This is a genomic window from Maritimimonas rapanae (assembly GCF_057837205.1).
Genome location: NZ_JBYQFI010000002.1, coordinates 240,184 through 264,987, shown reverse-complemented (window position 1 = coordinate 264,987; position 24,804 = coordinate 240,184). Strand labels below are relative to the sequence as shown.

General features: G+C 31.4%; 25 protein-coding genes and 1 tRNA gene. 8 read left to right on the top strand and 18 right to left on the bottom strand.

The annotated features are described in order from the left end of the window. Positions 1 to 5 precede the first annotated feature (5 nt). From AC3IF2_RS11235 to AC3IF2_RS11200, 8 genes are read right to left on the bottom strand one after another with little or no spacing between them, the layout of a single operon-like run. The gene (locus AC3IF2_RS11235) at positions 6 to 1,268 is read right to left on the bottom strand and encodes a hemolysin family protein (protein ID WP_489167331.1); all 1,263 of its coding nucleotides are present in this window, start codon (positions 1,266 to 1,268) and stop codon (positions 6 to 8) included. Beyond that, entirely contained in the window at positions 1,269 to 2,588 is a 1,320-nt protein-coding gene (locus tag AC3IF2_RS11230; RefSeq protein WP_489167330.1) for a M24 family metallopeptidase, read from the bottom strand. Between the two features lie 10 nt (positions 2,589 to 2,598). Beyond that, entirely contained in the window at positions 2,599 to 2,808 is a 210-nt protein-coding gene (locus tag AC3IF2_RS11225; protein WP_489167328.1) for a hypothetical protein, read from the bottom strand. A gap of 6 nt (positions 2,809 to 2,814) precedes the next feature. Next, positions 2,815 to 3,381: an LPS export ABC transporter periplasmic protein LptC gene (gene lptC, locus AC3IF2_RS11220; protein ID WP_489167327.1), complete on the bottom strand. Its 567-nt coding sequence runs from the start codon at positions 3,379 to 3,381 to the stop codon at positions 2,815 to 2,817. A 9-nt stretch (positions 3,382 to 3,390) separates the two neighbouring features. After that, positions 3,391 to 4,758, bottom strand: coding sequence for a hypothetical protein (locus AC3IF2_RS11215; RefSeq protein ID WP_489167326.1), 1,368 nt, complete (start codon positions 4,756 to 4,758; stop codon positions 3,391 to 3,393). 34 nt (positions 4,759 to 4,792) lie between these two features. Beyond that, entirely contained in the window at positions 4,793 to 6,163 is a 1,371-nt protein-coding gene (locus AC3IF2_RS11210) for a tetratricopeptide repeat protein (protein ID WP_489167325.1), read from the bottom strand. Positions 6,164 to 6,179: 16 nt separating this feature from the next. After that, positions 6,180 to 7,448 (bottom strand): BamG family beta-barrel-assembly machinery protein, encoded by a 1,269-nt coding sequence (bamG, locus tag AC3IF2_RS11205; RefSeq protein ID WP_489167323.1) that lies wholly within the window; start codon positions 7,446 to 7,448, stop codon positions 6,180 to 6,182. Beyond that, positions 7,445 to 8,161, bottom strand: a complete 717-nt coding sequence (locus AC3IF2_RS11200; RefSeq protein ID WP_489167322.1) for a type III pantothenate kinase — start codon at positions 8,159 to 8,161, stop codon at positions 7,445 to 7,447. Before AC3IF2_RS11200 ends, bamG begins: the two co-directional genes overlap by 4 nt. A 101-nt stretch (positions 8,162 to 8,262) precedes the next feature. Here AC3IF2_RS11200 and AC3IF2_RS11195 point away from each other — a divergent pair. Next, positions 8,263 to 8,338: transfer RNA gene (locus tag AC3IF2_RS11195), tRNA-Phe, on the top strand. Positions 8,339 to 8,373: 35 nt separating this feature from the next. Here AC3IF2_RS11195 and AC3IF2_RS11190 read toward each other — a convergent pair. The 6 genes from AC3IF2_RS11190 to AC3IF2_RS11165 form a co-directional block, all read right to left on the bottom strand. Continuing rightward, complete coding sequence (locus AC3IF2_RS11190; RefSeq protein ID WP_489167320.1) at positions 8,374 to 9,222, bottom strand: pseudouridine synthase; 849 nt, start codon at positions 9,220 to 9,222, stop codon at positions 8,374 to 8,376. A gap of 45 nt (positions 9,223 to 9,267) precedes the next feature. Next, on the bottom strand, positions 9,268 to 10,218 hold the full coding sequence (locus AC3IF2_RS11185; RefSeq protein WP_489167319.1) for a carbon-nitrogen hydrolase family protein: 951 nt from the start codon (positions 10,216 to 10,218) through the stop codon (positions 9,268 to 9,270). A 4-nt stretch (positions 10,219 to 10,222) separates the two neighbouring features. Further along, the gene (locus AC3IF2_RS11180) at positions 10,223 to 11,146 is read right to left on the bottom strand and encodes a geranylgeranylglycerol-phosphate geranylgeranyltransferase (protein ID WP_489167317.1); all 924 of its coding nucleotides are present in this window, start codon (positions 11,144 to 11,146) and stop codon (positions 10,223 to 10,225) included. A gap of 12 nt (positions 11,147 to 11,158) precedes the next feature. Continuing rightward, the gene (locus AC3IF2_RS11175) at positions 11,159 to 12,085 is read right to left on the bottom strand and encodes a mevalonate kinase family protein (protein WP_489167315.1); all 927 of its coding nucleotides are present in this window, start codon (positions 12,083 to 12,085) and stop codon (positions 11,159 to 11,161) included. Positions 12,086 to 12,169: 84 nt separating this feature from the next. Then, positions 12,170 to 12,757 carry a toxin-antitoxin system YwqK family antitoxin gene (locus tag AC3IF2_RS11170; protein WP_489167313.1) on the bottom strand — a complete coding sequence of 196 codons (588 nt, stop codon included), beginning with the start codon at positions 12,755 to 12,757 and terminating at the stop codon, positions 12,170 to 12,172. A 145-nt stretch (positions 12,758 to 12,902) separates the two neighbouring features. Continuing rightward, positions 12,903 to 13,976, bottom strand: a complete 1,074-nt coding sequence (locus AC3IF2_RS11165) for a diphosphomevalonate decarboxylase (RefSeq protein WP_489167311.1) — start codon at positions 13,974 to 13,976, stop codon at positions 12,903 to 12,905. A gap of 55 nt (positions 13,977 to 14,031) precedes the next feature. Here AC3IF2_RS11165 and AC3IF2_RS11160 point away from each other — a divergent pair, with 55 nt between their 5' ends. Continuing rightward, positions 14,032 to 14,268, top strand: coding sequence for a hypothetical protein (locus tag AC3IF2_RS11160; RefSeq protein WP_489167310.1), 237 nt, complete (start codon positions 14,032 to 14,034; stop codon positions 14,266 to 14,268). Here AC3IF2_RS11160 and AC3IF2_RS11155 read toward each other — a convergent pair. Further along, positions 14,265 to 14,771, bottom strand: a complete 507-nt coding sequence (locus AC3IF2_RS11155; protein WP_489167308.1) for a GNAT family N-acetyltransferase — start codon at positions 14,769 to 14,771, stop codon at positions 14,265 to 14,267. The two genes, AC3IF2_RS11160 and AC3IF2_RS11155, sit on opposite strands and share 4 nt — an antisense overlap. A 186-nt stretch (positions 14,772 to 14,957) precedes the next feature. Here AC3IF2_RS11155 and AC3IF2_RS11150 point away from each other — a divergent pair, with 186 nt between their 5' ends. Next, the gene (locus tag AC3IF2_RS11150) at positions 14,958 to 16,484 is read left to right on the top strand and encodes a carboxypeptidase-like regulatory domain-containing protein (protein WP_489167306.1); all 1,527 of its coding nucleotides are present in this window, start codon (positions 14,958 to 14,960) and stop codon (positions 16,482 to 16,484) included. A gap of 8 nt (positions 16,485 to 16,492) precedes the next feature. Here the strand turns inward: AC3IF2_RS11150 and AC3IF2_RS11145 are convergent, their stop codons facing one another. Both AC3IF2_RS11145 and AC3IF2_RS11140 read right to left on the bottom strand, forming a co-directional pair. After that, positions 16,493 to 17,986, bottom strand: coding sequence for an FG-GAP repeat domain-containing protein (locus AC3IF2_RS11145; RefSeq protein ID WP_489167305.1), 1,494 nt, complete (start codon positions 17,984 to 17,986; stop codon positions 16,493 to 16,495). Positions 17,987 to 18,042: 56 nt separating this feature from the next. Next, positions 18,043 to 19,656, bottom strand: a complete 1,614-nt coding sequence (locus tag AC3IF2_RS11140; protein ID WP_489167304.1) for an amidohydrolase — start codon at positions 19,654 to 19,656, stop codon at positions 18,043 to 18,045. Positions 19,657 to 19,771: 115 nt separating this feature from the next. Here AC3IF2_RS11140 and AC3IF2_RS11135 point away from each other — a divergent pair, with 115 nt between their 5' ends. The 5 genes from AC3IF2_RS11135 to AC3IF2_RS11115 are packed head-to-tail and all read left to right on the top strand — an operon-like array spanning position 19,772 to position 22,557. Continuing rightward, a complete protein-coding gene (locus AC3IF2_RS11135) occupies positions 19,772 to 20,104 on the top strand; it encodes an ArsR/SmtB family transcription factor (RefSeq protein WP_489167302.1) in 333 nt (110 codons plus the stop codon). 37 nt (positions 20,105 to 20,141) lie between these two features. After that, positions 20,142 to 20,639 carry a GNAT family N-acetyltransferase gene (locus AC3IF2_RS11130; RefSeq protein ID WP_489167300.1) on the top strand — a complete coding sequence of 166 codons (498 nt, stop codon included), beginning with the start codon at positions 20,142 to 20,144 and terminating at the stop codon, positions 20,637 to 20,639. 11 nt (positions 20,640 to 20,650) lie between these two features. Then, the gene (locus tag AC3IF2_RS11125) at positions 20,651 to 21,148 is read left to right on the top strand and encodes a DUF6428 family protein (RefSeq protein ID WP_489167298.1); all 498 of its coding nucleotides are present in this window, start codon (positions 20,651 to 20,653) and stop codon (positions 21,146 to 21,148) included. Between the two features lie 12 nt (positions 21,149 to 21,160). Continuing rightward, positions 21,161 to 21,781 carry a low molecular weight phosphatase family protein gene (locus AC3IF2_RS11120; RefSeq protein WP_489167297.1) on the top strand — a complete coding sequence of 207 codons (621 nt, stop codon included), beginning with the start codon at positions 21,161 to 21,163 and terminating at the stop codon, positions 21,779 to 21,781. Further along, the gene (locus AC3IF2_RS11115) at positions 21,781 to 22,557 is read left to right on the top strand and encodes an MIP/aquaporin family protein (RefSeq protein ID WP_489167295.1); all 777 of its coding nucleotides are present in this window, start codon (positions 21,781 to 21,783) and stop codon (positions 22,555 to 22,557) included. The genes AC3IF2_RS11120 and AC3IF2_RS11115 overlap by 1 nt, the downstream gene beginning before the upstream one ends. A gap of 22 nt (positions 22,558 to 22,579) precedes the next feature. Here AC3IF2_RS11115 and AC3IF2_RS11110 read toward each other — a convergent pair whose 3' ends face one another. Continuing rightward, positions 22,580 to 24,784: a leucine-rich repeat domain-containing protein gene (locus AC3IF2_RS11110; protein WP_489167293.1), complete on the bottom strand. Its 2,205-nt coding sequence runs from the start codon at positions 24,782 to 24,784 to the stop codon at positions 22,580 to 22,582. Positions 24,785 to 24,804: the final 20 nt, after the last annotated feature.

The following is a 24,804-nucleotide window of genomic DNA, read 5'->3' as shown; positions in this document are numbered from 1 at the left end:
AAGAGCTATTCCTCTTTAAATAAAACTTTTAAGTAGATGTTTTCAATTTTAGAGGATGAAACTTCTTTAATAGTAAATTGATAACTGTTAATTTCAACAATTTCGTCTTGCAAAGGAATATTTTCAGTGTGATGTACAATTAATCCGCCAAGGGTTTCATAAGCATCATCTTCAGGAAGTTTCAAGCTATATGTTTCGTTTATATAATCAACCTCTAAACGAGCAGAAAACTCAAACTCTCTATCATTTATTTTTTGTTCCAGAAGCTCAACAGTATCATGTTCATCTTCTATTTCACCAAATAATTCTTCAACAATATCTTCAATAGTTATTAAACCTGAAGTACCGCCATATTCATCTAAAACGATAGCGACACTTTTTCGCTTTTTAGTTAGCCCGTTTAAGATATCATTGATCATCATTGTTTCTGGAACTATATTAATGGGAACCAACATAGAGCGAATATTTTTAGGCTTTTTAAACAATTCAAATACATGAGCATAACCGATTATATCATCTAAAGACTCTTTGTAGACCATTATTTTAGAAAGCCCAGTTTCTATAAATAGTTTTTTAAGATTTTCTACAGATTCATGAACTTCAATTGCAACAATTTCAGTTCTTGGAATCATCGCCTCACGAGCTTTTACATTGTGAAAATCGAGCGCATTTTGAAATATTTGTATTTCAGAATCAATGGTTTCATCATCAGTTGTTTCTAATTGTTCTGTGATATAATCACCCAACTCTACTTTACTAAACGCCAATTGTGTTTCATCCTTTTTTGTATTGAAAAAAACACGCAAAACAAAATCAGAAATAGCTATTATAAATTCCGAAATAATATAAAATAATAAGAAGAAAAAATATGCAGGGAAAGCAAATATTCTTAAAGCTTCATTTGCATAAATTCTATAAATTGCTTTAGGGATAAATTCAGCTGCCACTAAAATTACCAAAGTAGAAATAATAGTTTGCACTAGTAAGATTAAAAAACTATTTGGTAAGTATGGCGCAACGTATGGCATTAAAAATTCACCCATAAAATAGCCATAAACAACTAACGCAATGTTATTACCTACTAACATGGTAGTAATAAATCTTGAAGGGTTTTTTGTTAAAATTGCTAGTACTTTAGCAAAAAAACTATCAGCTCTTTTTTCAATTTCAATATGCATTTTATTAGCTGATACGAAAGCGATTTCCATACCTGAAAAGAAAGCAGAAAGTAAAATAGAAACTACAATTATACTAATATGTAGAGCCATTTATTTTGTATTGATTGAAATAATTCGTTCTTGCCTTTTATTGATATATCGAAAGCCGTTTACTCCAAAAAATCCTGGTTCTTCTAGCATAATACGAATATCTCGATTCCATTCTTTAATGTACACAGTAGTATTTAATTCAATAGCATAAGCAGTATTTTTATACAAAGGATAATCTCCGTTTACAGGAACACCTTGTTGAGAATCCCACATACCGATAGTGGAACCAGATGAATGTCCATATAGACCAAGAGGATGCGTATAGATCGAAGGGCGTAAGCCTTCAGCTTTAGCTTCATTCAAAGATTTTAATAATATGTCGTTACCAGTTTTACTTTCTATAAAATTGGAAGTTAAAATATCTTGCAATCTATTGCCTTTTTTAAATGCTTTTTCTAAAAAAGAAGGAATTTCAGTTTCATTATCGTTTAATACATACGCGTGTTGCTGACAATCTGTATTTAATCTTAAATAGGTAATGCCAAAGTCGCAATGGAGTAAATCACCTTTTTGAATGACGTTTTTATCTGGTCTCTTAGAAAATGATGTAATATGACTACCTAACTTTTCATTATTGCGTTGAATATCTATAGTAGGATGAAACCATGTTTTTAGACCTAGATCATTTAGTTTTTGACGTAAAAACCAAACAACATCTTCTGTAGATGTTTTACTAGGAGTTATTACTTTATTAGAAAATGCTTCTGCGATAATATCATGTGTTAGCTTAGTTAGTTCTTCGAACAATTTCATTTCCTTTTCCGTTCGTGTTTCTATCCAAGCGATTGCCAATTTTTCTGCTGATATAATTTTGTCGTTATATTCTTTTGGAAGGTTATTTGTGAACCAATCATAATCAGTTTTTACTAATCCATCCGCTATGCCGAAAAACTCAGACATGTTTAATCCTATTTTTTTAGGATTACGTTCTTTAATTATATTGAACAAAGCTTTCCATTGATCAGGTTGTTGTTCTTTGTTCCAAGCAGATTTTATATTTTCACCAACATTATATCTTGCAACCGCTAATTTTTCGATAGTATTTGCTTCTTTATTTCTATAAAAAACAAGAATTGTTCGTCTGCGTGCATTTAACCAAGTTGAAGGTAACATGGTTCTTAATACAGGATCTTCGTTATATTCTCGCGAAATTAAAATCCACATATCAATGTTAGTTCTATCCATTAACCGTGGCAATAGATTATCAAATCTATCCTTTAGAATTTCATCTTCTATCTTAGAACGTTCTTTAAGCGATAAGATTTGAGAATAAGAAGTAAGGGTTATTAAGAATAAAACAATGAAAGTTATTTGTTTCATGTAATAATATTTATTCTTTTTTGTCTTCATTTTTTCTGCGTTCTTCATAACGTATTCTAAATCTTCTTTTAAAATATAACATAATTATTAAAAGAACAGAAAAAAACAAAAAGAGATAGGCATTATTTCTATCTATATCCCATCTTTTATAAGACATGTAAAAAGAAAAAAAGATTAATCCTATGTATAAGATTTCGGCAAATTTTAAATATTTTATCATAATGAGTTAGTTGTTTTCGTTTACATAGACAGCACCGCTAATATCCTTCATGGTTACTTTAGAAAGATCTTCGTTAGATTCAAATCCTCGCCCATTAATAGTATCGGTTTTGGTAATTAATGTAAAGGCTTCTTCTGTATAAATATAATGAGTATTTTGATCCCAATACAACTGTTCAGTAAAGAGTTTAGAATTATCGGCATGATTAATTACCACCACATTTCCTTTTACTTCTGAAATAGCTGTTTTACTAAAAGTTCTTGCATAATCTGCAATTAAAGTAGTAGAATCGCCATTCTTTTCAAAGTTAGTAATTTGAATCCCCTCAGGAAATTCTTGATAAGGATGCGCTTCACGATTTGCAAAGTCATGTAGGAGTGGAGTTATTAACCGTGTTTTAATTCTACCAGAATCAGTATGTATTAAATCAATGTTCTTAGCTACACCAATAGGTAAGTTTTTATCTGCTAAAAAATCTTGAACCTCTTTAATGTTGTTTTCACACGAAAAAAAGAATGCTACCATAAAAATGATAGCAATTATTCTAAAAATATGTAAACAGCATTTACGCATGCCACAAAATTAAGGAATCCTTATTGTTTCGCCAATCCAGCACCCTATTTTGTAGTTTTGACCGGATTTGTAATCACTTCCGAACACTAATTTCTTGTCAGGTGATTGCGCTTTGTAACTATTAATATATTTATTAGCAGTTGATGTTAAACTAGGATCTACTTTCTTTGCCATAGCGGCCTTATTCATGGCAGCTACAAATACCATTCTTTTAGAAAGCTCGTCGGTTCCACAACTATTAGCACTAGCCGCGTATGCACTTGCAATTAAAAGATATGCTCTACCCATACTTGGCTGATGAGATAATGCTTGTTTTGCATAAGAGGCGGCAGTAGCAGGACTTCTTCTAGTATAGGTTCTTCCAATTTTATAAAGATATTTTGCTTTTTTATAAGGGTCGGTTTCTAGGTCAACAGCTTTTTTTCTGTATTCATCAGCTTTTGTTTTCTCCCCTCTTTCATCAAGAATTGTAGAAATTAAAACATAGCCTTGAGGTGAAGGCTCAACAGCTACATAGGCTTCTACAAGTTTAGGATAGATAGCATCTTCAGTACATTCTTTAGAATTTAATCTTGAAGCAGCTCTACGCAGCCATTTAGCATCTGCCTTATGCGCTTCAAAGTTTTTAGTATATAAAGGAATCAATCGATCACAGGTAGCCACCTCACCTAAAATTTGATCTAAAATACCTTCAACCTGACCAAGACCTTTTAAATTAATTTCGTCATTTTTTAATTTAAGTGCTTGCTTTTTATTTAAAGCACCACCATCAGCAACTATTTTATCTAATTGATCTTTAGACCTAGCATGGCTTTCAATTTTTTCATTTACAGCATCTAAAGCATCATCATAGGTGTCAAAAACAATTTGTGGATTTGTTTCTTTATTTCTATCAGTAATTTCTTGAAAATATTTTGCTAGGTTTTTTATGCTCATTTGAGTCGGATCAGTTTTAAACGCTATCTCCACTTTCTCAAATACTTGATCTTTTGTTGCACCTCTACCTTCTAAAGACAATGCCCAATCGCTATAAACTTTACCTAAATTATCAGGAAAATGTTTAATACGTTGTTCGTAAATTTTATCGATTAATTGAGCTTCGGCAATTTTTTGGTTACCTGTAGCTTTTTCATAACGATCTTCAGCAATGCTTAAGCCATATTTGTATATATTTTTTGAAGCTTTAGGGCAGTTTTCAAACGTCCATAACCATGGTTGATAAGCATATTCATAATCCTTTGTTTTTGCATATTCGAAGAACTCAGATAGTTTCTCTCTACACATATCAGGGTTATCGCCGTATTTATCTTGCGAAAAAGCATCTCCAAAAAATAGTATAGTGATAATAAGAACGATTTTTTGAAAATGCTTTTTCATAATTTTAAGATAATATATTATTACAATTTATTCTTTACGGAATCCTTACAGTTTCCCCAATCCAACATCCAACTTTATGCGTGGCGCCAGATGTTAACCCTTTGGTAAAGATTAACTTTTTTGATGGGGCGTTTGCCATATAACTTTTAATATACCTATTAGCTCTTGATGTTAAACTTGGGTCAACTTTTTTTGCTTGCCTTGCTTTATTAGCAGCAGCAACAAATACCATTCTCTTACTAACTTCATCAGTACCACAGCTATTTGCACTACTTGCGTATAAGTTTGCTATTAAAATATAGGCTTTACCCATACTAGGTCTTGCTTTTAAAGCTCTATTGGCATAAACTCTAGCTTGCCCTTTACTTCTATTACGCATTGTTAAAGCAATTCTATATAAGTAATCTGCTTTTTTATATGAATCAGTTTCAAGATCAACTGCTTTGTTTCTATATTCTAATGCTTCATTAGTTTTGCCTCTATCTTCTAAAATACCTGCATAGAATATATATGCATCAGCTGATGGTTCAGCATTTACATAAGCTTCAACCATTTTTGGGTATATAGGATCTTCTGTACATTCTTTAGAATTTAATCTTGAAGCAGCTCTACGCAACCAAGTGGCATTTGTTTTATTCGCTTCGAAACCTTTATTATATAGAGGAATTAAACGCTCACATGTTGCAACATCACTTACTATCTTATCTAAAATATCCTCAACCTGACCTAAGCCTCTTAAATTGATTCCGTCATTTTTAAGTTTTGTTGTTTCCCTTTTAGATAATGTTTGTCCTTTTTCTTTTTTAGCATTTAAAACATCAGCAGATTTCGAGTGAACGTCAATCTTTTTATTCACAGCTTCTAATGCATCATCATAAGTATCAAATACTTTTTGCGCATTTGAGTCTTTATTTCTATCAGTCATTTCTTGAAAATACTTAGCTAAGTTTTTAATACTCATCTTAGCAGGATCAGTATTAAATGCTTTTTCTAATTTTTCAAAAACATCACCATTAGATTTACCTCTTTCTTCTAAAGAAGTAGCCCAATCACTATATACTTTACCTAAATTATCTGGGAAATGCTCAACACGCATAGAATATACTTTATCGATTAAAGCACTTTCAGTTTCTTTTTGAGCACCTGACGCATTTTTATATCTATGTTCAGCAATCTGTAATCCTCGGCTATATATATTTTTTGATCCTTTTGGACAGTTTTCTAAAACCCAAGTCCACGGCTCATAAGCAGGGCCAAAGTTTTTAGCTTTTGCGTATTCATAAAAGATAGACAAATTAGTTTTACATTTTTCTGGTTCTGCACCATACTTGTCTTGTGCATAAGCTGTGCTGATTCCTGCTAAAAGGAATAAACTCAACATCAAATTTGTAACATTTCTTCTCATTTCGGTTATATTTATGTTAATCTATATTTCGTTTTCTAAACCACTTATCACTAAGTGATAAACCAACTCTAAAGTTAAGATAATTTTCGCGAACTAACCCGTTGCTTGCTTCACCTCGCTGCCCTAGTTCAAAACCTATATTAATTCTAGATAATTGATTACCCATCGGTAAGCCTACTCCAAAAGATATGCCAAAATTATTAATATCGGTATTATTAATGATTAAACCTGTTTGTTCAAATTTAACCCCCGCTCTATAAGTGGCTCTTTGCCAATAACTTGTAACTGAATTGAATTTTGGGGTATAATAACCTCCAATAGAAACTCTATTAGATTTTTTATAGTCTAATATTACTGTACTTTGAGCAAAAGTATCATCAACAGTTAACGCATCCCGAAAAGCATATTCGATACCAGTATACCATTTGTTTTCTTCTCCTATGCCAGCACTTAATATAGCCTTTGCAGGGATGTTAAACGTTCTATCAAAACGGTTATTTAAAGTAGTATCTCTATATTGTAAAGTAGTTGGGTTAGGAAGGTTTAAAGTTGAAATAAGATATTCTGCTCCTTCATTTGATAAATCATTATTAAATTCAATAACAGCTCCAGTTTTTAAATTTATTTTTTCATTGATCTTAGTTTGATATTGAAAACCACCTTTTGCTGTAAATCCACTAACATCAGAATCAGATTTGTACAAGGTGGCTAATGGAACACCGTCTCTTCTATTAAATAAATTATTTTCTATACTTCCAAAAACATAAGACCCCTCAATACCTAAGCTAAAATTTTTGCCAATTTTATGACCAAATCCTAAGAATACTCTATTTGTACCACCTTCGCCACTAAATTCGTTAACTTCAACAAGATTGTCACCATCAAATGTTTGTTGCAATAAAGAATATCCAACTGAAGTGTTTGGTTTTAACCCAAAAGCTAAACCCGCATTTTCTCCTATGGGAAAGGCTAATGCTAGATAAGATAAAGCAGCATTAGATCCTGAGTCTTTATTAGTGCCATCGTTTAATTGTAACGCTCTATTTTCACCTGCTAACGCGTAGTTAGTAAATCTTAAATGAGCAAGGGAAGCTGGATTCGTAAAACTTAGTTGAAAAGTACTATTAAAGGCACCACCAATTTCACCCATACTTAATTCTTCTACTGTTTTATCACCCGCTTGATCACCAATTCCGAAAAAAGAATACGGTGAGGTATTATTTCTTTGAGCAAAAATATTAAGGGAAATCAGTAGAAAAAGTAACCCGATTATTTGTTTAATCATTCGTCTAAATTATGTATCAAAATACTATTCAATCCTTCCAACAAAAAATTTGGATTGGCAAATATGCTACTTTTTAACTTTTTAGCCAAGAAATTTGCGTTACCTCCTGTTAAAACTACTGTTAAAGTTGAATATTTATGGCGATATTGCTCAATAATCCCTTCAATTTCTTGAACGACACCATTTAAAACTCCAGATTGGATTGACTCATTGGTGGTCTTCCCGATAAGGAAAAATTTATCAATTTTTAGATGAGGAAGATTGGCTGTATAGTCATTAAGAGATTTATATCTAATGTTAATACCTGGCGATATTGCACCGCCTAAATATTCATTTCTTTTATTAAGAATATCATATGTTATACAAGTTCCTGCATCAATAATTAATACATTTTCTTTAGGATATTGAACAGCAGCAGCAGAAACCAACGCAATTCTATCTACACCCAACGTTTTAGGTGATTTGTATTTGTTTTTAAACGGAACCTCGGTATTATGATCTAAAGGAATAATAGTTTTAAAAAGGTCTTCATCTACTATATCAGGATGTCCAACAGAAGAAACAATTACGTTTGATAAACTTTCCTTTTTAAGTAAAAATTTGATCTTCTTATTGGTTTGCTTATGTGTAGAAATAATAAGTTGCACAAGTTTATCTTCTTGATAAAGAGCAAGCTTAGTTCTGGTATTACCAACATCTATAATTAGATTCATAATAAAAACAAAGAGCGTAAATTTACAAAAGCAATTTTTATAAAGTTTCTTTTTGTCAATTTTAAAAATGAATATATATTTGCATCCGCATTTATGCAACTGGTGCCTTAGCTCAGTTGGTAGAGCAAAGGACTGAAAATCCTTGTGTCCCTGGTTCGATTCCTGGAGGCACCACCACTAAAAAGCCGATCAATTTGATCGGCTTTTTTGGTTTATATCATTTTCAAATTATTCACTTCCTGTTGGGTAAGGTGTCGCCAATGGCCGCGAGGCAAATTTTTCTTAGTTAATTCTGCAAATAACACCCTATCTAATTTAGCTACTTTATAACCAAAATGTTCAAATATTTTATGGACAATTCTATTTCTGCCAGAATGTATTTCTAGACCTACTTCTGTTTTAGGTTGGTTTTCTATATATGAAATAGCATCTACAAAGACCATTTTCCCTTCTAACATAAAATTCTCTTCTATTTTCTGAAGATCTTTCATTGCTAATTTTTTGTCTAAAGAAACTTGATATAGTTTTTTAAACGGAACTTTTGGCTGAGTTAATTTTTTAGCAATATCTCCATCGTTAGTGAAAAGTAATAGCCCTGTAGTATTTCTATCTAGACGACCAACAGGATATAAACGTTCTTTAGCAGCTCCAGCAATTAGTTCCATCACGGTTTTTCTACCGCGTTCATCTTCTATTGATGTAAGATAATTTTTAGGCTTATTTAATAAAACATAACGCTTGGTTTCGGGGTTTATTAACGAGCCATCAAAACGAACTTCATCCGTTGGTTGTACTTTGTAGCCCATTTCGGTTACTACTTTTCCGTTTACGGTAGCACTTCCAGCTTTTATATAAACATCTGCTTCTCTACGTGAGCAAATGCCAGCATTGGCAATGTATTTGTTTAAACGAATAGAGCCATCAGACACTTCTTCTTCCTTTTTAGAAGTATTCTTACGCTCATCCTTTTTACGAAAATTACCTTTATAGTTTTGTGATTTCGAATTTCGAGAAGTACCGCTGGCGTGTCGTCCTCTCGACGAGTTTTTTCTAGTTGCCATTATTATTAAATTTTGGCAAAGATACTTCTTTAAACTAGTTGACCATTAATCTTTTAGAAAAATTGTTGATTGGCGTTCTCTGTTTACATTTAACTGGGTAACATCTGGTCTTGAATAATGCCCAACGGGATCAAAATTTTGGCGTTCCTCAAGCACACGATTAAAATCTAATGTTTCGATAATTAAACCTTCTGTATGAAGTTGAGGTTTAACAACCCATTCGCCATTAGGCCCGGCAATACAGCTGCCACCATTAGCTAAAATATCAGGTGCTTTTTTTAGTATCTCATCTAAATGAGGAGTGTCTTTTGGAAAACGCTCTTTAGTCATTAAACTCGAAACCGAAATCACATAAGACCTAGATTCTCTAGCAATAAAACGAGTAATATCTTTTGTGTTATGATCACTACCAGGCCAAACAGCGATATGTAAATTTTCTCCTTGCCCATATAGAGAAGCTCTGGGTAATGGCATCCAATTTTCCCAACAATTGAGTCCACCAACTGTAAATTGTTTTAACGGATGAGTTCGTAAACCATTGCCATCACCAGGAGACCAGGTTAAACGCTCATCGTATGTTGGTTGTAGTTTTCTATGAACTGATTTAATTTCTCCGGCTTCGTTTATATAAACTAATGATGCATAAATACTATGGCCGCCGCGGTCTAGAGGTCTTTCTATAATACCTAAATAAATAGCAATATTATGTGTTTTGGCAAGCTTACAAACAGAATCTAGATCACCTTTTTCTACAGTAATAGCATTTCTAACATAATGTGCATGCAACTCTTTATTTATTTTAGTATCCCATTCTGCACCTCCTGTTAAAGCCAACCAAAAAGGATAGCCAGGCACCAGTCCTTCTCCAAAAACAATTAGTTTGCAATCATTCTCTATAGCTTCTAATATTGAATTTTCAACCTTTTTTAAAGTTTCAATTTTATTTAACCAAACTGGTGAAATCTGAGCCAATGCTACTTTTAAAAGATGATCCATATAACTAAATAATACGTTTTATTAACACCGAAGTATCTATCAAAACTAAGCTAAAAACACCTAAAATGAGAATAAGCTTTATAACGTTATGTAAAAAAACATAGTTTTTCTTAGAAGATCTTGACCATAAAAGAATTGTGAAACCTGTTAAGATAATTCCAGTTAAATAAAAGTAATATTTCATATACCCTATTTCAGGATAATTCCATAAAATGTATGCAGGTAGAATAATCAAAATGGCGCAAAAAGTAATTACTATTTTGGAGAACCGTTCGCCATAAGTAACAGGAACAGTCTTATAGTTTTGTAATAAATCACCTTTTATGTTTTCTAATTCTTTAACAAGTTCTTTAATGAGAAGAATTATTCCAAGAAATAAGGCATGAACAAAAATGATTTTTGAAAAATTTCGATAATACACAAAAATCACAAAAAAGGGTAATAATGATAGAATAGTAGAAGAAATCAATCCTGTTAAAGGATATTTAGTTAGTTTATGGGAATAAAACCAAATCAAAAAAATGTAAACAGCGAAAAACAGAGCGGCTTTCCAAGAGACTAATAGCCCTAGAATACATCCTAAAAAGTTAAGAAAAAAATAGATATTAAGTTTTGTTTTTTGGTTTACAATACTATCTATTTTAGCTTTTACTGGGCGATTTATTTTGTCTTTTTCTGAATCATAAAAATTATTAATAATATATCCTGCAGCTATAACACAAGCCGTTGCAAAAACTATAAAAAACAAATCAAAATTTAGGAGGACTTCTTTTAGAGATTTGTTAGGAGAAAAAATAAAAATAGCAGCTAAATATTGCGCTGCAGCTATAATTAGAATATTATAACCTCTAACTACTGATAGTAAACTAAAAAACTTATAGAATATGGAATGGTTTTTCTTATTGCTGTTAGACTTTTGATCATCCATAAATTTTACGGATTAAAATCTATATACCAGTTCTAATTTGTAATCTTTAAGAAGTTCTTTTGCTTTTTTATAGTCTTGCGTAAATCCTAAAATGTAACCACCTCCACCAGAACCACAAAGTTTGAGATAATAGGCATTGGTATCGATCCCTTGTTGCCATAACTTATGAAACGCTTTCGGAATCATAGGTTTAAAATTAGTTAATACAACTTTAGAAAGCTGCTTAACATTACCTAATAGCGATTTTATATTGCCATGTAGAAAATCGTCGATACAAGCATCGGTGTATTTAGCAAAATCTTCGTTGAGCATTTTTCTAAAACCTTCATTCTTCATTTTATTCATAAAGATGCTTACCATAGGTTCTGTTTCGCCAACTTGTTGAGAATCTAATAAGAAAACAGCTCCTTTCCCTTCTTTTTGTGAGGGAATTCCCGTAGGTTCTAAATTGTCTTTAGAATTAATAAGTATTGGTAGGCTTAAGTAACTATTTAATGGATCTAAACCTGAACTTTTACCATGAAAAAAAGATTCCATAGTAGAGAATATATCCTTAAGTTTAAGCAATTTCTCTCGGGTTAAATTTTCTAAAACAGTGATTTTATCATTTGCATACTTATCATAAATAGCAGCAACCAAAGCTCCAGAACTACCTACACCGTATCCTTGAGGAATACTAGAATCAAAATACATTCCGCTATCAATATCACGTTTCAATTCATCTAGTCTAAATTGAACTAAATCTTGATCTAATTTGTTAAGATAATTATGAAATTTACTTAAATTCTTGTTAGACTTTTTAGCTTGCTCACTAAGATTTTCTTCTTTTTTTAATGCTCCTTGATATGAGTTATACGGAATAGCCAATCCTTTAGAATCTTTAATGATTCCATATTCACCAAACAATAAAATTTTTGCATAAAATAGAGGGCCCTTCATAAATTTGATTAGCGTTTTTTCATAGTATAACGCAAATATAATGGATTCTTTGTAAATCAAACTTTTAATTAATTAAACGAGCTTTCATTCATCTTCATCAATACCGTCGTAATAATACACTTTCCAGACACCTACTTTTTTACCTTCCTTGTATTTTCCTTCTGCTTTAAGTTTGCCATTTTTATGATATTCTTTCCAAACACCAGTACGGACGTCATTTTCATATTGTCCTTCTTCATCAGGCTTAGCATTCTCATAAAAACTTACCCAAGCACCATGTATCTTGCCTTCATTATTGTAAGAGTATTGACTTTTCAATGGCCCAGTTTCGTGATAATTTTTACGCTCTCCGTTTAAAACATTACTTTTATAATTAACGGTCTGCATTATATTACCATTTTCATAAAACCAGGAGACAGTACCATTAAAAAATTCTGAATCGGGAGCATTAGAATATGCCTCCATTTGTTTAGCACCAGACAAATAATAATCGATTAACCAATAACCATTATCTTTTTTCTCTGGAGCGGGGCGATAATAAGCTGCAATTTTCTTTTCAGCAGGGTTCCAATTAGCATCATACCAAATTGTGTCTTGAACAGCCTGAGCATTAAGATTTGTATTTGCGAAAGCAAAAAATCCAACAAGTAAAATTGAAATATATGTTTTCATAGTTTTTGAAGATTTTAAGGTTACTATTAACACAAAAACTCTTCATACGGCAACATGAGCCGTTTTTACATATATAGAGTTTTTGTTCTCTAAATCTTCAAAATTTAATGGTAGGGTACATTAAATTTAGTAGTGGGTTATCTAATTACATTTGCTTCGCTCCTAAGCCCACTCTATCACAAATATAGTGATTATTTTGGCAAAATTGAAGCAATTCGGTAGTTATAAATTTGTTAATGGGTTCTATTTCTTTTTCAGGAAACAGCACATGAACATTGGCTCCAGCGTCTAATGTAAAGCAAATATGCAAATTTGTTTTTTTTCTAAATTCCCAGATCTTATTAATGATAGATAATGTATTTGGTTTCATTAAAATAAAGTATGGATTACTTGTCATCATCATAGCATGTAGTGTTAATGCCTCGCTTTCTACAATTTCTATAAAAGTATTTAAATCACCACTTTGAAGTACTTCACTAAGTTTTTCTATGTTTTCATTAGCCTGAATAAAACGCTGTTCAGCAAAAGGATGATCATGCATTAAATCATGCCCAACTGTACTAGAAACTTGTTTTTTACCTTTATCGACTAATAAGATAGTGTCGTGAAAGTTTTTAAAATTATCATGTATTTTATGTGGAAATTCTACACCAAAAAAATCTGAACTTTTTTCAATTTTAGGGTGTTCACCCCAAACAACCAAGTTACCTTTAACACTTCTTGCTGCACTACCAGAACCTAAACGAGCTAAAAAGGATGCTTTAGCGTAAAATAATTCATCAGACATGTCAGGATTCAATGCTTTTTCCATACTCATGATGCAGAGTGCTAAGGCTGCCATACCGCTAGCTGAAGAAGCGATACCGCTGCTATGAGGAAAAGAATTTCTTGATTTTATAATAAATTTAAAAGCAGGGATGAATGGAACATACTCTTTAATCCTTTTTAAAAAAGTTGCAATTTTAGGTTTAAAGTCATTTTTCTTTTTACCATCAAAATAAATCTCAAAACTTGATACATTACTTTTTTTGAACTCAAGAGTTGTTAGGGTATAACAAGCATCTAGTGTAAAACTTATAGATGTATTTTTTGGTAATTGTTCACCATACTTACCCCAATATTTTACCAGTGCTATATTGCTAGGTGCTTTCCACGTAAAGCTACCATCAGGTAATATTTTTGAATCACCTTTCTTATAAATGAATTCGTTTATGTTCAAGTTATTGGTTTTGTGCAAATATAGAATTATTAGTTTTGCACATCAAAAGAAAAAGATGAACAGAAAAATAAAATTGATCTGGGATTTTAGAGGTCCAGAAGCTCAAAAAACAGCTGAACATCATGTAGTTCATTTAAAAGAGTATGCTCAGGCTGAAAATATTCAGACATATGGTATAGCTACTGAAAATTTTTCAGATTTTATTTCAATAGTATTTATGATTATTGCTGAAAAAGATATGATCACGGTTAGGGATGCGCTTAAACCGCATAGAGCAGAGGTTGCTAATTAAGTGAGTAGTTTTTCTGTATCTACCTCTAGCACATAATCATCCATTATATATCCTTTTCCAATATCGAATTGTTTTTCTTCGATAATTTTAAATTCTCTTTTTCTATACCAATTTATTGTATTTGTGTTATGTCGATTAACAGTCAGCCAAATGGTCTCAATTCCTTTTTTTAAACTCAATTGCTTTGTAAATTCAAGTAGTTTGTAGCCAAATCCTTTACCTCGAATTGTATGATCTACATAAATTTTACTGATCATTAGTTTTCCCTTAGGATGATTTGGACGTAACCCTAAGTATCCAATAGCTTTATTCTCATCATAAAGTAAGTAGTACTCATAATCAGAATTGATCTGGTCGGTTATTGCATTTTCACTCTGTATTTTTTCCAACATATAATCAACTTGATCCTGACCTATAATCGGCACATAATGGTGATTCCAAATCTTATAAGCAAGATCTGCTGTGATTTCTATGTCTTCTGAACTTGTTACCTTTTTTATCATTTATTAAACATTGCTTTGCAAAATAATGAAAATTGATGTTACTTTTTAGAGACTCATTCGTCTTTTCAGCAAATAAATACTTCCGCGAAAGCGTTAAAAATAGTATAAAACTGTCTTAAGAAAAACTAAAAAGTATGGCAATGAGCATAAGAATTCTTTATTTCGCTGCCAACCAAATTTTGATACATGAATAAATTACTACTCAAAAGAACTATCCTCTTTATTTTTTTTCATTCTGTTGCAACACAAGCCCAAGTTGTTAGTTCTAAGATTGTAGATTCTATCTCTAAAGAACCAATACCATATGCGACGATTCTTTTTAAGAAAAAAGGAATGATAAGTAATGAAGAAGGTAGGTTTAGTTTTTTATATAAAAATGGCGCGCAGCCTACAGACACACTAACCATTTCTTGTATTGGTTATAAAACAATTGCAAAACCATTGAATCAATTTAAAGATAGTTTGATTTATATGTCGCCCAAGACCATTGAATTAAAAGAAGTGGTTTTAACGGACAAAAAGTATACTGCCGAAGAGATTCTAGAGAAAGTTAAAGAGAATATTATCAAAAATTACAATTTCGATTATACCAAAAAGCGTTTGTTTTTTAGAGAATCTCAACATCAGAACTTTGTAAAATCGGATTATACACTTAAAAAATCTACCATTAAAGAATTAAATAAATTTTTTTTAGATAGTGTGTTAAATAGTGTGCCCAAGCAGAACTCTTATTACACTGAAATTTTGGCAGATCTATATGGTAATTTTACTAAAGAAAAGCAAAAGATTGATCTTATTAAAGCTTCTGAATTGTATGATAAAAATAATGAAGTAGGTTTAACAGCCTTAGAAGATAAGTTTAATAAAATCTTAGAAAAAAATGTAAAGCCAAACTCTTATTTTAAGATTAAGTCAGGCATTTTTGGAGATAAAGTGGATATGGATGAGTTTAAAGGAGATAAAAAAGTAGATTCTACAGATACTGATGCTTTAAACAAACAATTAGAAGAAGAAAAGAAGAGAAAAGAAGACCGAAAAAAGAATTTTGCTAAGAATAGAAGAAGAAGTTTAGCAAATATGATGAATGGATTATTTTTTAATGAGAAATCGAAACTCAACTTTATCAATAAATCTAACAGATATGAGTTCAACTTACTCGATTTAACTTTTTTAGGAAATGATGCTGTTTATGTACTAGAATTTAAACCGAAACGATCTGAAGATTATAAAGGTAAACTCTACATAAACACCGAAGACTTTGCCATTATACGTACTGATTATGAAAATGTAAAAGCAGTTAAAAATTTTAAATTATTAGGAATCTCTTTTAGAATTTACCAATCTAAAGGAAAAATAATCTTTAATAAAGGAGAAAACAATCGTTATAACTTACAATATCTAGAGAAGGAAAGTGCTAGCAGATTTGGTATTAGACGCCCTTTAAAGATCATAGAAAAAAATAAGCATGTTAGAGGTAGGCGTAAACAAAATGAACTGTATGTAAAATTAGATATGGCGGTAACTAGTTCAGAGAAAAACGAAGTTGTGGTTTTTGATGTTGAAAATGTAAACACTTCAGTATTTGATGCTTTTAAAGAAAATAATAAAATGTTGCCGACCTATATGCCTAAATACAACCCAGAATTTTGGAAAGGCTATAATATTATGGAACCCAACCAAGCAATTAAAGATTTTACAGTGATTGCAGAGTAGAAGTTAAGTTAATTATCAATTGATAATGACATTTCTTCACTATCATTTTTTCTAGCCCTTTCAAATGATTTTATTGGTTTTTCCGTTCTAATTTGTTCTAACCAAAACACTCCATCATAAGGAACACTATTGCCACGAGTTGAGAGAAAATCAACATCTCCATCTTTATCTAGATCTATAGATATAAATTTGTCAAACATACCTCTTTTTCGTCTAGAAATGTCATGCCTTATCCATGGAAGATTTGGGTCTTTGGTTTGTTCAAACCAAGCTAATCGACCCAAAGAATGGTCAACAGTTATATCTTTATCACTTCTTCTATTTCCACGGCTATAACCACCAATCATTATATCACTTCTACCATTATTATTAATATCCGATAAAGTTAAGCCTACTAATCTATCTGGTTTGATAGATCCAATATGGTGAAAAACCCATTTTTCAGACCATTTAGAAGGTTGTTCTAACCAAGAGATATTATGACCTAGCGGAAAATCATCAAAGACTTCAGTCAACACAATGTCAAGTCTATTATCATTATTTATATCTAGAAAATCCATATTAAATCCATTTACATTGGGTAATTTTTTTTCGAATTTTGATGAATCACTTTTCTTAGGGTTTGATCTTACAATATCGATTGCATGTTCTCTAAATTTAATCTCATTGTCACTTATATTTTCCAAAAGAATTATTCTATTTTCACCCCTAGACCCTGCAATTACATCTAAATCTCCATCATTATCAATATCTACAGGTTGTGAGTTGATAGGAATTTTAACCTCAACCAACACATGTTCTATCCACGAATTAGAATCCAGAGGATCACCATTTATTTCAAAATAGGAAATTGCATTGAGTTGATTAACGATATTGTCTTCATTACCGGCGCCAAGTTGCCCACCTTTATTTGCGGCAATGATTTCAGGATTACCATCTTTATTTAAATCTGCAGTAAAAACACGAATAAAAGAACCGCGGTTTAAAGTTACATTAGGAATAATTCTCTTCCATAGAGAAGATCTAATTTTATTACCTGGATTTTGAAAATAGATAAGATGACCTAATTCACAAGCAGCCACAATATCTAAATGTCCGTCGCCATTTATATCATCGATTGCTACATCTTCAGCAGCTGCAGCTTCTTTGCCTTTTGCTAGTGTTATAGATTCCCATTTATTTGGATTCTTCGACCCGAAAGCTATCCTAATTTTACCTTCAAGAGCACCATCGTATTCTGTGTCTGATTCATGTACTGAAACAATATCTGCAAACCCATCATTATCAAGATCACCAATCGACAATCCATCACTCCCGCTAATATCAACTCCACTACTAGTTGTGTCATCTATAATATGTTCTTTCCAAGAGATATACTCTCCATTGGACGATTTTGCAAGAGATAATTGATCGGCTACAGGTATATCCCCTTCGGTTTGCTCTGGTGAGACAGAGCATGAAGCAAGCAAATAAGATATAATGAAGTAATGTCTTAATTTCACGTTTCGATCAAATTACATAGAATATTTTAAGTTAAATTATTAAAAAACGAATCAATTTATTCTTTAATTTTTTTTAGTGTTGGGTAAGTAATACCTAACTGTTCTAAGTACGTATCAAACTCATTTTCGTTATAATAAAACTTTTCCAGCTGTTTTCTGAATAATTTTTGTTTATCTTCATTAAGGTAGATTGGAGGTAAATCGTCTGCGCTAAGCATTGGTTCATATTTTGTTTCTTTACTTTGTACGTTGTTAAAGTAATCCCATGCTTGTTTTATTAAGTCGGGTTTGGTTAAAAAGTCAATAATAGTCATAGCCTCTACTTTGGCACCTGCAGTTACACCTTTATGAGCTATTGGCGTTGCCATAGCTATCGCATTGCTCCAATGATGTCCTTGAAGCCCGGGAATATTTGAAGGATACCTTAGTGTTACCGTAGGTACTTTCCAAGAAATATCACCAATATCATCAGAACCTCCACTTACGGGTATTTTTATTGGAAGACCTAATTTACTGAGCTCTTTGCTTAACCCTTCTATTTTTTTAGAATTGACCTCTTTTTGTACTGCTTTTGCTAATATTTGATCATCTTCAGACCAATTTGGTAGTCCAACAGTTTTTATATTTTCGTACATGGTTTCAGCTATGGTTTTGTTAAAATGTCTTGGCCACGCAGTACCTAAAATTTTAGAACTAACTTTGGTTTTAGTCATTAATGCAGCGCCTTTTGCAATATCATTTGCTTCTTGATACATTTCCATAATTCCCTCATAGGTTATATCTCTAAAATAATACCAAATAGATGCTTTAGACGGTACTACATTAGGCTGATCACCAGCATCAGTAAAAATAGAATGCGATCGTTTTAATGGATGTAAATGCTCACGTTTATAATTCCATGCTACGTTCATTAATTCAGCAGCATCGAGGGCACTTCTTCCTCGCCAAGGAGAGCCAGCAGAATGAGCCGCTTCACCTTCAAAAGTGTACTCTACAGAGATTAATCCGGTGCCTCGAGTTGCTCCGTATGACACTGCAAGATTACTGCTAACATGAGTAAAAATACACATGTCTATATTGTCAAAAAGACCATCTCTTGTATACCATGCTTTTGCAGCCACTAGTTCTTCAGCAATACCAGGCCAAAGAATAAGAGTTCCTCCTATATTCTCGCGCTCCATAATTTTTTTTACTGCTAATACAGCAGTAATGTTTAGTGGAATTCCTGAGTTGTGACCTTCTCCATGTCCTGGCGCTCCTTCAATTATTGGTTTATGATATGCAACACCTGGATATTGTGACGCTTTCGGAATACAATCTACGTCACTGCCTAAAGCAATTACAGGTCCATCACCATTCTTCCAAGTGGCAAACCATGCAGTTGGAATACCAGAAACAGATTTGGTAATTCTAAATCCATTTTCTTCAAGTATTCCGGTCAGATATTTTGATGATTCAAATTCTTGAAACCCCAATTCAGAAAAACTGAATATTTTATCTACCATTACTTGAGATTGTTTATGGTTTGTTTCTACAATTTGAGAAACTTCTTTTTTTAAGGCTTCAATTTTCTTTTTTTTCCATTTTTTTTGAGCGTTTGAAAACGGAATGGTAATTAGAAAAGTAAAACAAAAAAGAAATAAGATTTTTTTGTTAGCGTTTGTAAACATTGGTTATTGATTTATGCTATACAATATCTTATTGAAGATATTTTTAGCGAATTTATGTAAGCAATTTACTAAAATTTTGGTCGTTTAAATATTTATCGTATATTTGCGATGAACTATGAGTAAAACATTGCAACATATAGAATATTCAGAAGAGTCTAAAGAATTAGCTCGCTATGCTAAATCGTTGGGACACCCTGTGCGTTTAGTGATATTAAAGCATTTAAGTAGTCAAAGTTGTTGTTATACCGGTGATCTGGTAGATGTTTTGCCGTTGGCACAGTCAACAATTTCTCAGCACCTCAAAGAATTAAAAGATGCAGGCTTAATAGATGGAGAGGTAAGCCCACCAAAGATTCGTTACTGTATCAATCAAGAGAATTGGCAAAAGGCAAACATGTTATTTGAAACACTATTTAAAGAAGATTTTAAGTCAATACAATGTTGCTAAGCTATTTTTTTGAAGACAACCATCGTAAAATTACGATATGAATATAAAAATACGAAATATGAACACTCAAGATTGGCTGACTGTTTCAAACATATATAAAATGGGTATAGACACAGGTAATGCTACTTTTGAAACCGATGTGCCTACTTGGCAACATTGGGATGCTGCACATGTGCAATCCTGTAGACTAATTGCAACCATAGATAATACTATAGTTGGTTGGGCTGCGCTGTCTCCTGTTTCTAGTCGATGTGTTTATGGTGGTATTGCAGAGGTGAGCGTTTATATAGACATCACTCAAGGCGGGAAAGGAATTGGTTCAAAACTACTAGAAAACTTAATCCATGAAAGTGAAAAAGAAGGCTTTTGGACGCTACAATCTGGTATCTTCCCTGAAAACAAAGCCAGCATAAAAATTCACAAGAAATTAGGATTTAGAGAAATAGGATATAGAGAAAAAATAGGGAAGATGGATGACGTTTGGCGAGACAATATTATACTAGAAAGAAGAAGTAAAACAATAGGAATAAATTAAATTATATAAATATGAAAACGCAAAATTTATTAGATTTATTAAAAGAAAATCAAAGCAAAGAATTGGTTTTTGAATACAAAGAAGGTGAATTTGTTGGCGCAAATTACCACATTACGGAAGTAAAAAATACAGTAATCAAATCAGTTGATTGTGGCGGGAGATCCGATGCTTGGAACGAAACGATCATCCAATTATGGGAGAGCCCTAAAGAAATCGGTAAACGCAATTTTATGGAAGCTGGTAAAGCATTATCGATTATAGAAAAAGTAGATAAAATTCATGCTATTGATAGAGAGTCTCAAGTATTTTTTGAATACAGTAATGATGATTTCCATAAGGCTAATCTCGAAATACATAACGTTGAGTTAACTTCAGATAAATTACTAATTAAGTTATTTGTATCGCAAACAGACTGTAAAGCTAAAAGTACTTGCGAAGCACCTAAAAAAGAATTAGTCGTTGCTGAAGTAGAAGAAGCTGCATGCTGTTCTGATTCAAATTGTTGTTAATTTAATGAGTACATGAAAAATAAACTTTTTAATCAATTAGAGAATGTAATATTAGATTTAAATATTTCTAAAATATCTAAGGAAAGGAAAAAGGTATTGCAATCTCTAATTGATTTTATTCAAGATAAAGCAAATCAAAATTCATCAGTTTTATTAAATTTTATTTGTATACATAATTCTCGTAGAAGTCATTTATCACAGATCTGGGCACAAACTATGTCTGCATATTTTGGTGTTAAAAATGTGACTTGTTATTCAGGAGGAACAGAAGCTACCGCCATGTTTCCTATGGTCGCAGAGACATTAAAAAACAGCGGATTTTATATTTCTAAACTTTCTACTACAGAAAATTCGGTATATAATATAAAGTATAGTGATAATTCGCATCCAATTGTTGGTTTCTCTAAAACGTATGATCACGAATTTAATCCAAAATCGAAATTTGCAGCGGTAATGGTGTGTTCTGAAGCTGAAGAAAATTGCCCATTTATTAGTAGTGCAGAAAAGCGTCTTTCAGTTACTTATGAAGACCCCAAAGCATTTGACAATACATCTCAACAAGTAGAAAAATACAGAGAGCGAAGCTTGCAAATAGCATCTGAAATGTATTATGTATTTTCGATGATTCAATAATGAATGGTTTTAAAGAATATTTTGGCGAGTTCTTAGGGACGCTTTTGCTCGTTTTTTTTGGTTGTGGAGCCGTTGCAGTATCTGTATTATTTGATGCTCTGAACTTATTAGGGGTTGCTATTGTTTTCGGATTAGGGGTGAGTATGGCCATTTTTGCAGTTCGAAATATCTGTCCGGCACATTTAAATCCAGCTGTAAGTATTAGTATGTTTTTTTCAAAAAAACTATCGTTAAATAAACTTCCATTTTATTTAGTTGCTCAGTTTTTAGGAGCTTTAGCGGGAGCTTTTTTATTATTTCTGATTTTTAATAATGCAATTTCCAGTTACGAGGAGGTTAATGGAATTGTGAGAGGTTCTGATGATTCATATCGATCGGCTATGATGTTTGGTGAATATTTTCCAAACCCTAATTTTGAGGATAAATTCTCAGTTTTACATATGCTTGCTTGTATTATGGAAGGTTTAGGAACGTTTATTCTGGTATTTGTTATCTTTAGATTGACTGAAAAACCTGAACAGATTAATAATGCTACACCAATTTTAATAGGATTAACAGTGACTATTTTAATTTGTTTGATAGCGCCTTTTACCCAAGGAGGATTCAATCCAGCTCGTGATTTTTCACCTAGAATTATTGCTTATTTTGGAGGGTGGGAATCTGCTGCTTTTCCAGCAATAAATTTTAGTTTTTTTACAGTGTATATCTTATCTCCTGTTATCGGGGGAGTTCTAGCTTCGTGTCTAAATAAAGTAATTATTGCTAAAAGAGATTAAATGGATTGCTTTTTCTATTAATTTAGAAACAATTAGTAGAAACAGTTTGATAATTATCTTTACTAATTCGAGAGACTAGTGTTATTTTTTGAATTTCAGCAATTTTTATGCATTGTAACTTTGGATTATCTAGAACCCATAATTCACTTAACTTTAAATTATTACTAACATCTAATTGTAAAAGATCATTAGTATTTATATATAGTTCTTTTAAGCTGTTCATATTAATTAAATCAATCGATGATAATTTATTATCACTAAGAATAAGGAGCTCCATACTAGATTTGTCAGCTAAATCTAGGACACTAATATTTGTGCCTTTAACATATAAACTTCTTAGTTTATTATGGTCAGATATGTCTAAACTAGAAATGTCTGAATATTGAACCGAAAGAACTGATAGTAATAGATTATTGGAAATATCAATATCAGTAATCGGATTATGTCTAATTGACAGATACTCTAGGAGATTATTATTTTTCAAGTCAAGACCACTAACTCGAGTATTCCAAATAGCCAGTTCAGTCAAATTGAGGTTTTGTTTAATATTAAGAGAATTTATATTTTGATTGTTTTTAATTATCAATCGCTCTAAACTGCTATTTGAACTAACATCTACTTCTTGAATTAAATTACAGTTCTCAATATGATAGGTTTTTAAGTTAACATTATTCTGTATATCAGGAGTGGTTAAGTTATTTAACCCTTTTAAAACAAGATTATTTAACTTAATCTTGTTGTTAATTTCTAAAGAAGTAATTGGTAATTCATTTAAAGAAATAGACTCTATATTTAGATTGTTACTTATATCTAAACTAGAAATAGAAGGGGAAGTTATTTCTAACTTTTTTAAATCTAAATTTTGTGATATATTAATAGTGTTTGCATTATCAGCTCTAATAAATTCTAATTTAAGATTTTTTGTAAAATCGTAATCCAATGAATTAACACCTTCGAAGCTTGCAAGCTTTAAATCTGAGCATTGACTAAAATCTAACGTGTTAAAATTGGCGTACGATAGATCAAGAGTTTCTAATTTTTTTAATTGAGATAAGTCTACATCAAAGGTGCGACGACCCGGTCCTGCACCACTGTATCCTACGATTCTAAAATATTTAAGTTTTTCATTTTGGCTAAAATCATACTCTTCTATTTTTAGATTTTCAATATAGTTAAAAAAAATCCACTCAAGATTTACTAATTTTTCTAAACCATCTAAAGTCCCTTTATCATCACTATCTCTTGCTCCAAAATATATGTATAAAGATTTTGCATTTTCTAAAGATTTTGTAAGCACCTTACCATTCAATTCGTCTTCAGTATCAATATTTTGATTAATTAAAATTTGTTCAAAAAACTCATTAGGTATTGAGGTATATTCTTTTTCGGGCAAAATGCTACAATTAGTTGTAAATATTGTATGATAACCATACTTGAAATTAGAAATATCTTGATTTTCAAAAATTTTAGTACACTCAAGTTTAGGATTATCAATAATGTCTAGGTTATTTAATTTAGTTAAACTGCTAATGTCTATCGAAGTTATTTCCTCAGATTGCAATTTAACAGATTCTAAGTTTATATTATTACTAATATCTAGTGTCGAAAGATCTTTAAAATTTAAGTCAATAGCTTTTAAATTTACATTATTACTTATATCTAATTCTAAAAAATTATTTGAAAAAGATACATCAAGTTTTAAAGACCTTAACTTTATATTTTTACTAATATTTAAACTTTGTAGGCTAGGACTAATGATTATTAGACTGTCTAATTCTTCATTTTCGCGTAAATCTAAAAAGTCTAATCTAGTGTTTTCTATATTGACATTTCTTAATTTAGATTTCAATGGAAGTATTAGACGATCTTCTATAGAAGTTCTATTTAAACTCAAATCTATAAGTAGAGTATTTAAGCTTAAACCAAGATTATTGATTTTTCCACGCCAAATAGAAAGAGATGTTAAATTGATAAAGTCTTCAATTCCTTTTAAATCAAATTCTTCATCTATTCCAAGGATTAATGTCAAATCAGTAATTTTTTTAGCATCGGTGAATAACATTTGCCCATTTATAATTTGATCACTGTCTAAATTTTGGTCAATTAAAATTTGTTCAAATTTTTCATCGGGTATTAATGTATATTCTTTCCCAAGATTATCAATAGAATCATCTTGACTACAAGAATAAATGATAACTAGTATGAGAAAAAAAAGTGCTTTTTTCATGTTTAGCAATTTAATAATAG

What these genes read in the sequence shown, in the direction of transcription:
- AC3IF2_RS11235 (WP_489167331.1), bottom strand. Translation starts at nt 1,268, where the DNA reads ATGGCTCTACATATTAGTATAATTGTAGTTTCTATTTTACTTTCTGCT.
- AC3IF2_RS11230 (WP_489167330.1), bottom strand. Translation starts at nt 2,588, where the DNA reads ATGAAACAAATAACTTTCATTGTTTTATTCTTAATAACCCTTACTTCT.
- AC3IF2_RS11225 (WP_489167328.1), bottom strand. Translation starts at nt 2,808, where the DNA reads ATGATAAAATATTTAAAATTTGCCGAAATCTTATACATAGGATTAATC.
- lptC (WP_489167327.1), bottom strand. Translation starts at nt 3,381, where the DNA reads ATGCGTAAATGCTGTTTACATATTTTTAGAATAATTGCTATCATTTTT.
- AC3IF2_RS11215 (WP_489167326.1), bottom strand. Translation starts at nt 4,758, where the DNA reads ATGAAAAAGCATTTTCAAAAAATCGTTCTTATTATCACTATACTATTT.
- AC3IF2_RS11210 (WP_489167325.1), bottom strand. Translation starts at nt 6,163, where the DNA reads ATGAGAAGAAATGTTACAAATTTGATGTTGAGTTTATTCCTTTTAGCA.
- bamG (WP_489167323.1), bottom strand. Translation starts at nt 7,448, where the DNA reads ATGATTAAACAAATAATCGGGTTACTTTTTCTACTGATTTCCCTTAAT.
- AC3IF2_RS11200 (WP_489167322.1), bottom strand. Translation starts at nt 8,161, where the DNA reads ATGAATCTAATTATAGATGTTGGTAATACCAGAACTAAGCTTGCTCTT.
- AC3IF2_RS11190 (WP_489167320.1), bottom strand. Translation starts at nt 9,222, where the DNA reads ATGGCAACTAGAAAAAACTCGTCGAGAGGACGACACGCCAGCGGTACT.
- AC3IF2_RS11185 (WP_489167319.1), bottom strand. Translation starts at nt 10,218, where the DNA reads ATGGATCATCTTTTAAAAGTAGCATTGGCTCAGATTTCACCAGTTTGG.
- AC3IF2_RS11180 (WP_489167317.1), bottom strand. Translation starts at nt 11,146, where the DNA reads ATGGATGATCAAAAGTCTAACAGCAATAAGAAAAACCATTCCATATTC.
- AC3IF2_RS11175 (WP_489167315.1), bottom strand. Translation starts at nt 12,085, where the DNA reads ATGAAGGGCCCTCTATTTTATGCAAAAATTTTATTGTTTGGTGAATAT.
- AC3IF2_RS11170 (WP_489167313.1), bottom strand. Translation starts at nt 12,757, where the DNA reads ATGAAAACATATATTTCAATTTTACTTGTTGGATTTTTTGCTTTCGCA.
- AC3IF2_RS11160 (WP_489167310.1), top strand. Translation starts at nt 14,032, where the DNA reads ATGAACAGAAAAATAAAATTGATCTGGGATTTTAGAGGTCCAGAAGCT.
- AC3IF2_RS11155 (WP_489167308.1), bottom strand. Translation starts at nt 14,771, where the DNA reads ATGATAAAAAAGGTAACAAGTTCAGAAGACATAGAAATCACAGCAGAT.
- AC3IF2_RS11150 (WP_489167306.1), top strand. Translation starts at nt 14,958, where the DNA reads ATGAATAAATTACTACTCAAAAGAACTATCCTCTTTATTTTTTTTCAT.
- AC3IF2_RS11140 (WP_489167304.1), bottom strand. Translation starts at nt 19,656, where the DNA reads ATGTTTACAAACGCTAACAAAAAAATCTTATTTCTTTTTTGTTTTACT.
- AC3IF2_RS11135 (WP_489167302.1), top strand. Translation starts at nt 19,772, where the DNA reads ATGAGTAAAACATTGCAACATATAGAATATTCAGAAGAGTCTAAAGAA.
- AC3IF2_RS11130 (WP_489167300.1), top strand. Translation starts at nt 20,142, where the DNA reads ATGAATATAAAAATACGAAATATGAACACTCAAGATTGGCTGACTGTT.
- AC3IF2_RS11125 (WP_489167298.1), top strand. Translation starts at nt 20,651, where the DNA reads ATGAAAACGCAAAATTTATTAGATTTATTAAAAGAAAATCAAAGCAAA.
- AC3IF2_RS11120 (WP_489167297.1), top strand. Translation starts at nt 21,161, where the DNA reads ATGAAAAATAAACTTTTTAATCAATTAGAGAATGTAATATTAGATTTA.
- AC3IF2_RS11115 (WP_489167295.1), top strand. Translation starts at nt 21,781, where the DNA reads ATGAATGGTTTTAAAGAATATTTTGGCGAGTTCTTAGGGACGCTTTTG.
- AC3IF2_RS11110 (WP_489167293.1), bottom strand. Translation starts at nt 24,784, where the DNA reads ATGAAAAAAGCACTTTTTTTTCTCATACTAGTTATCATTTATTCTTGT.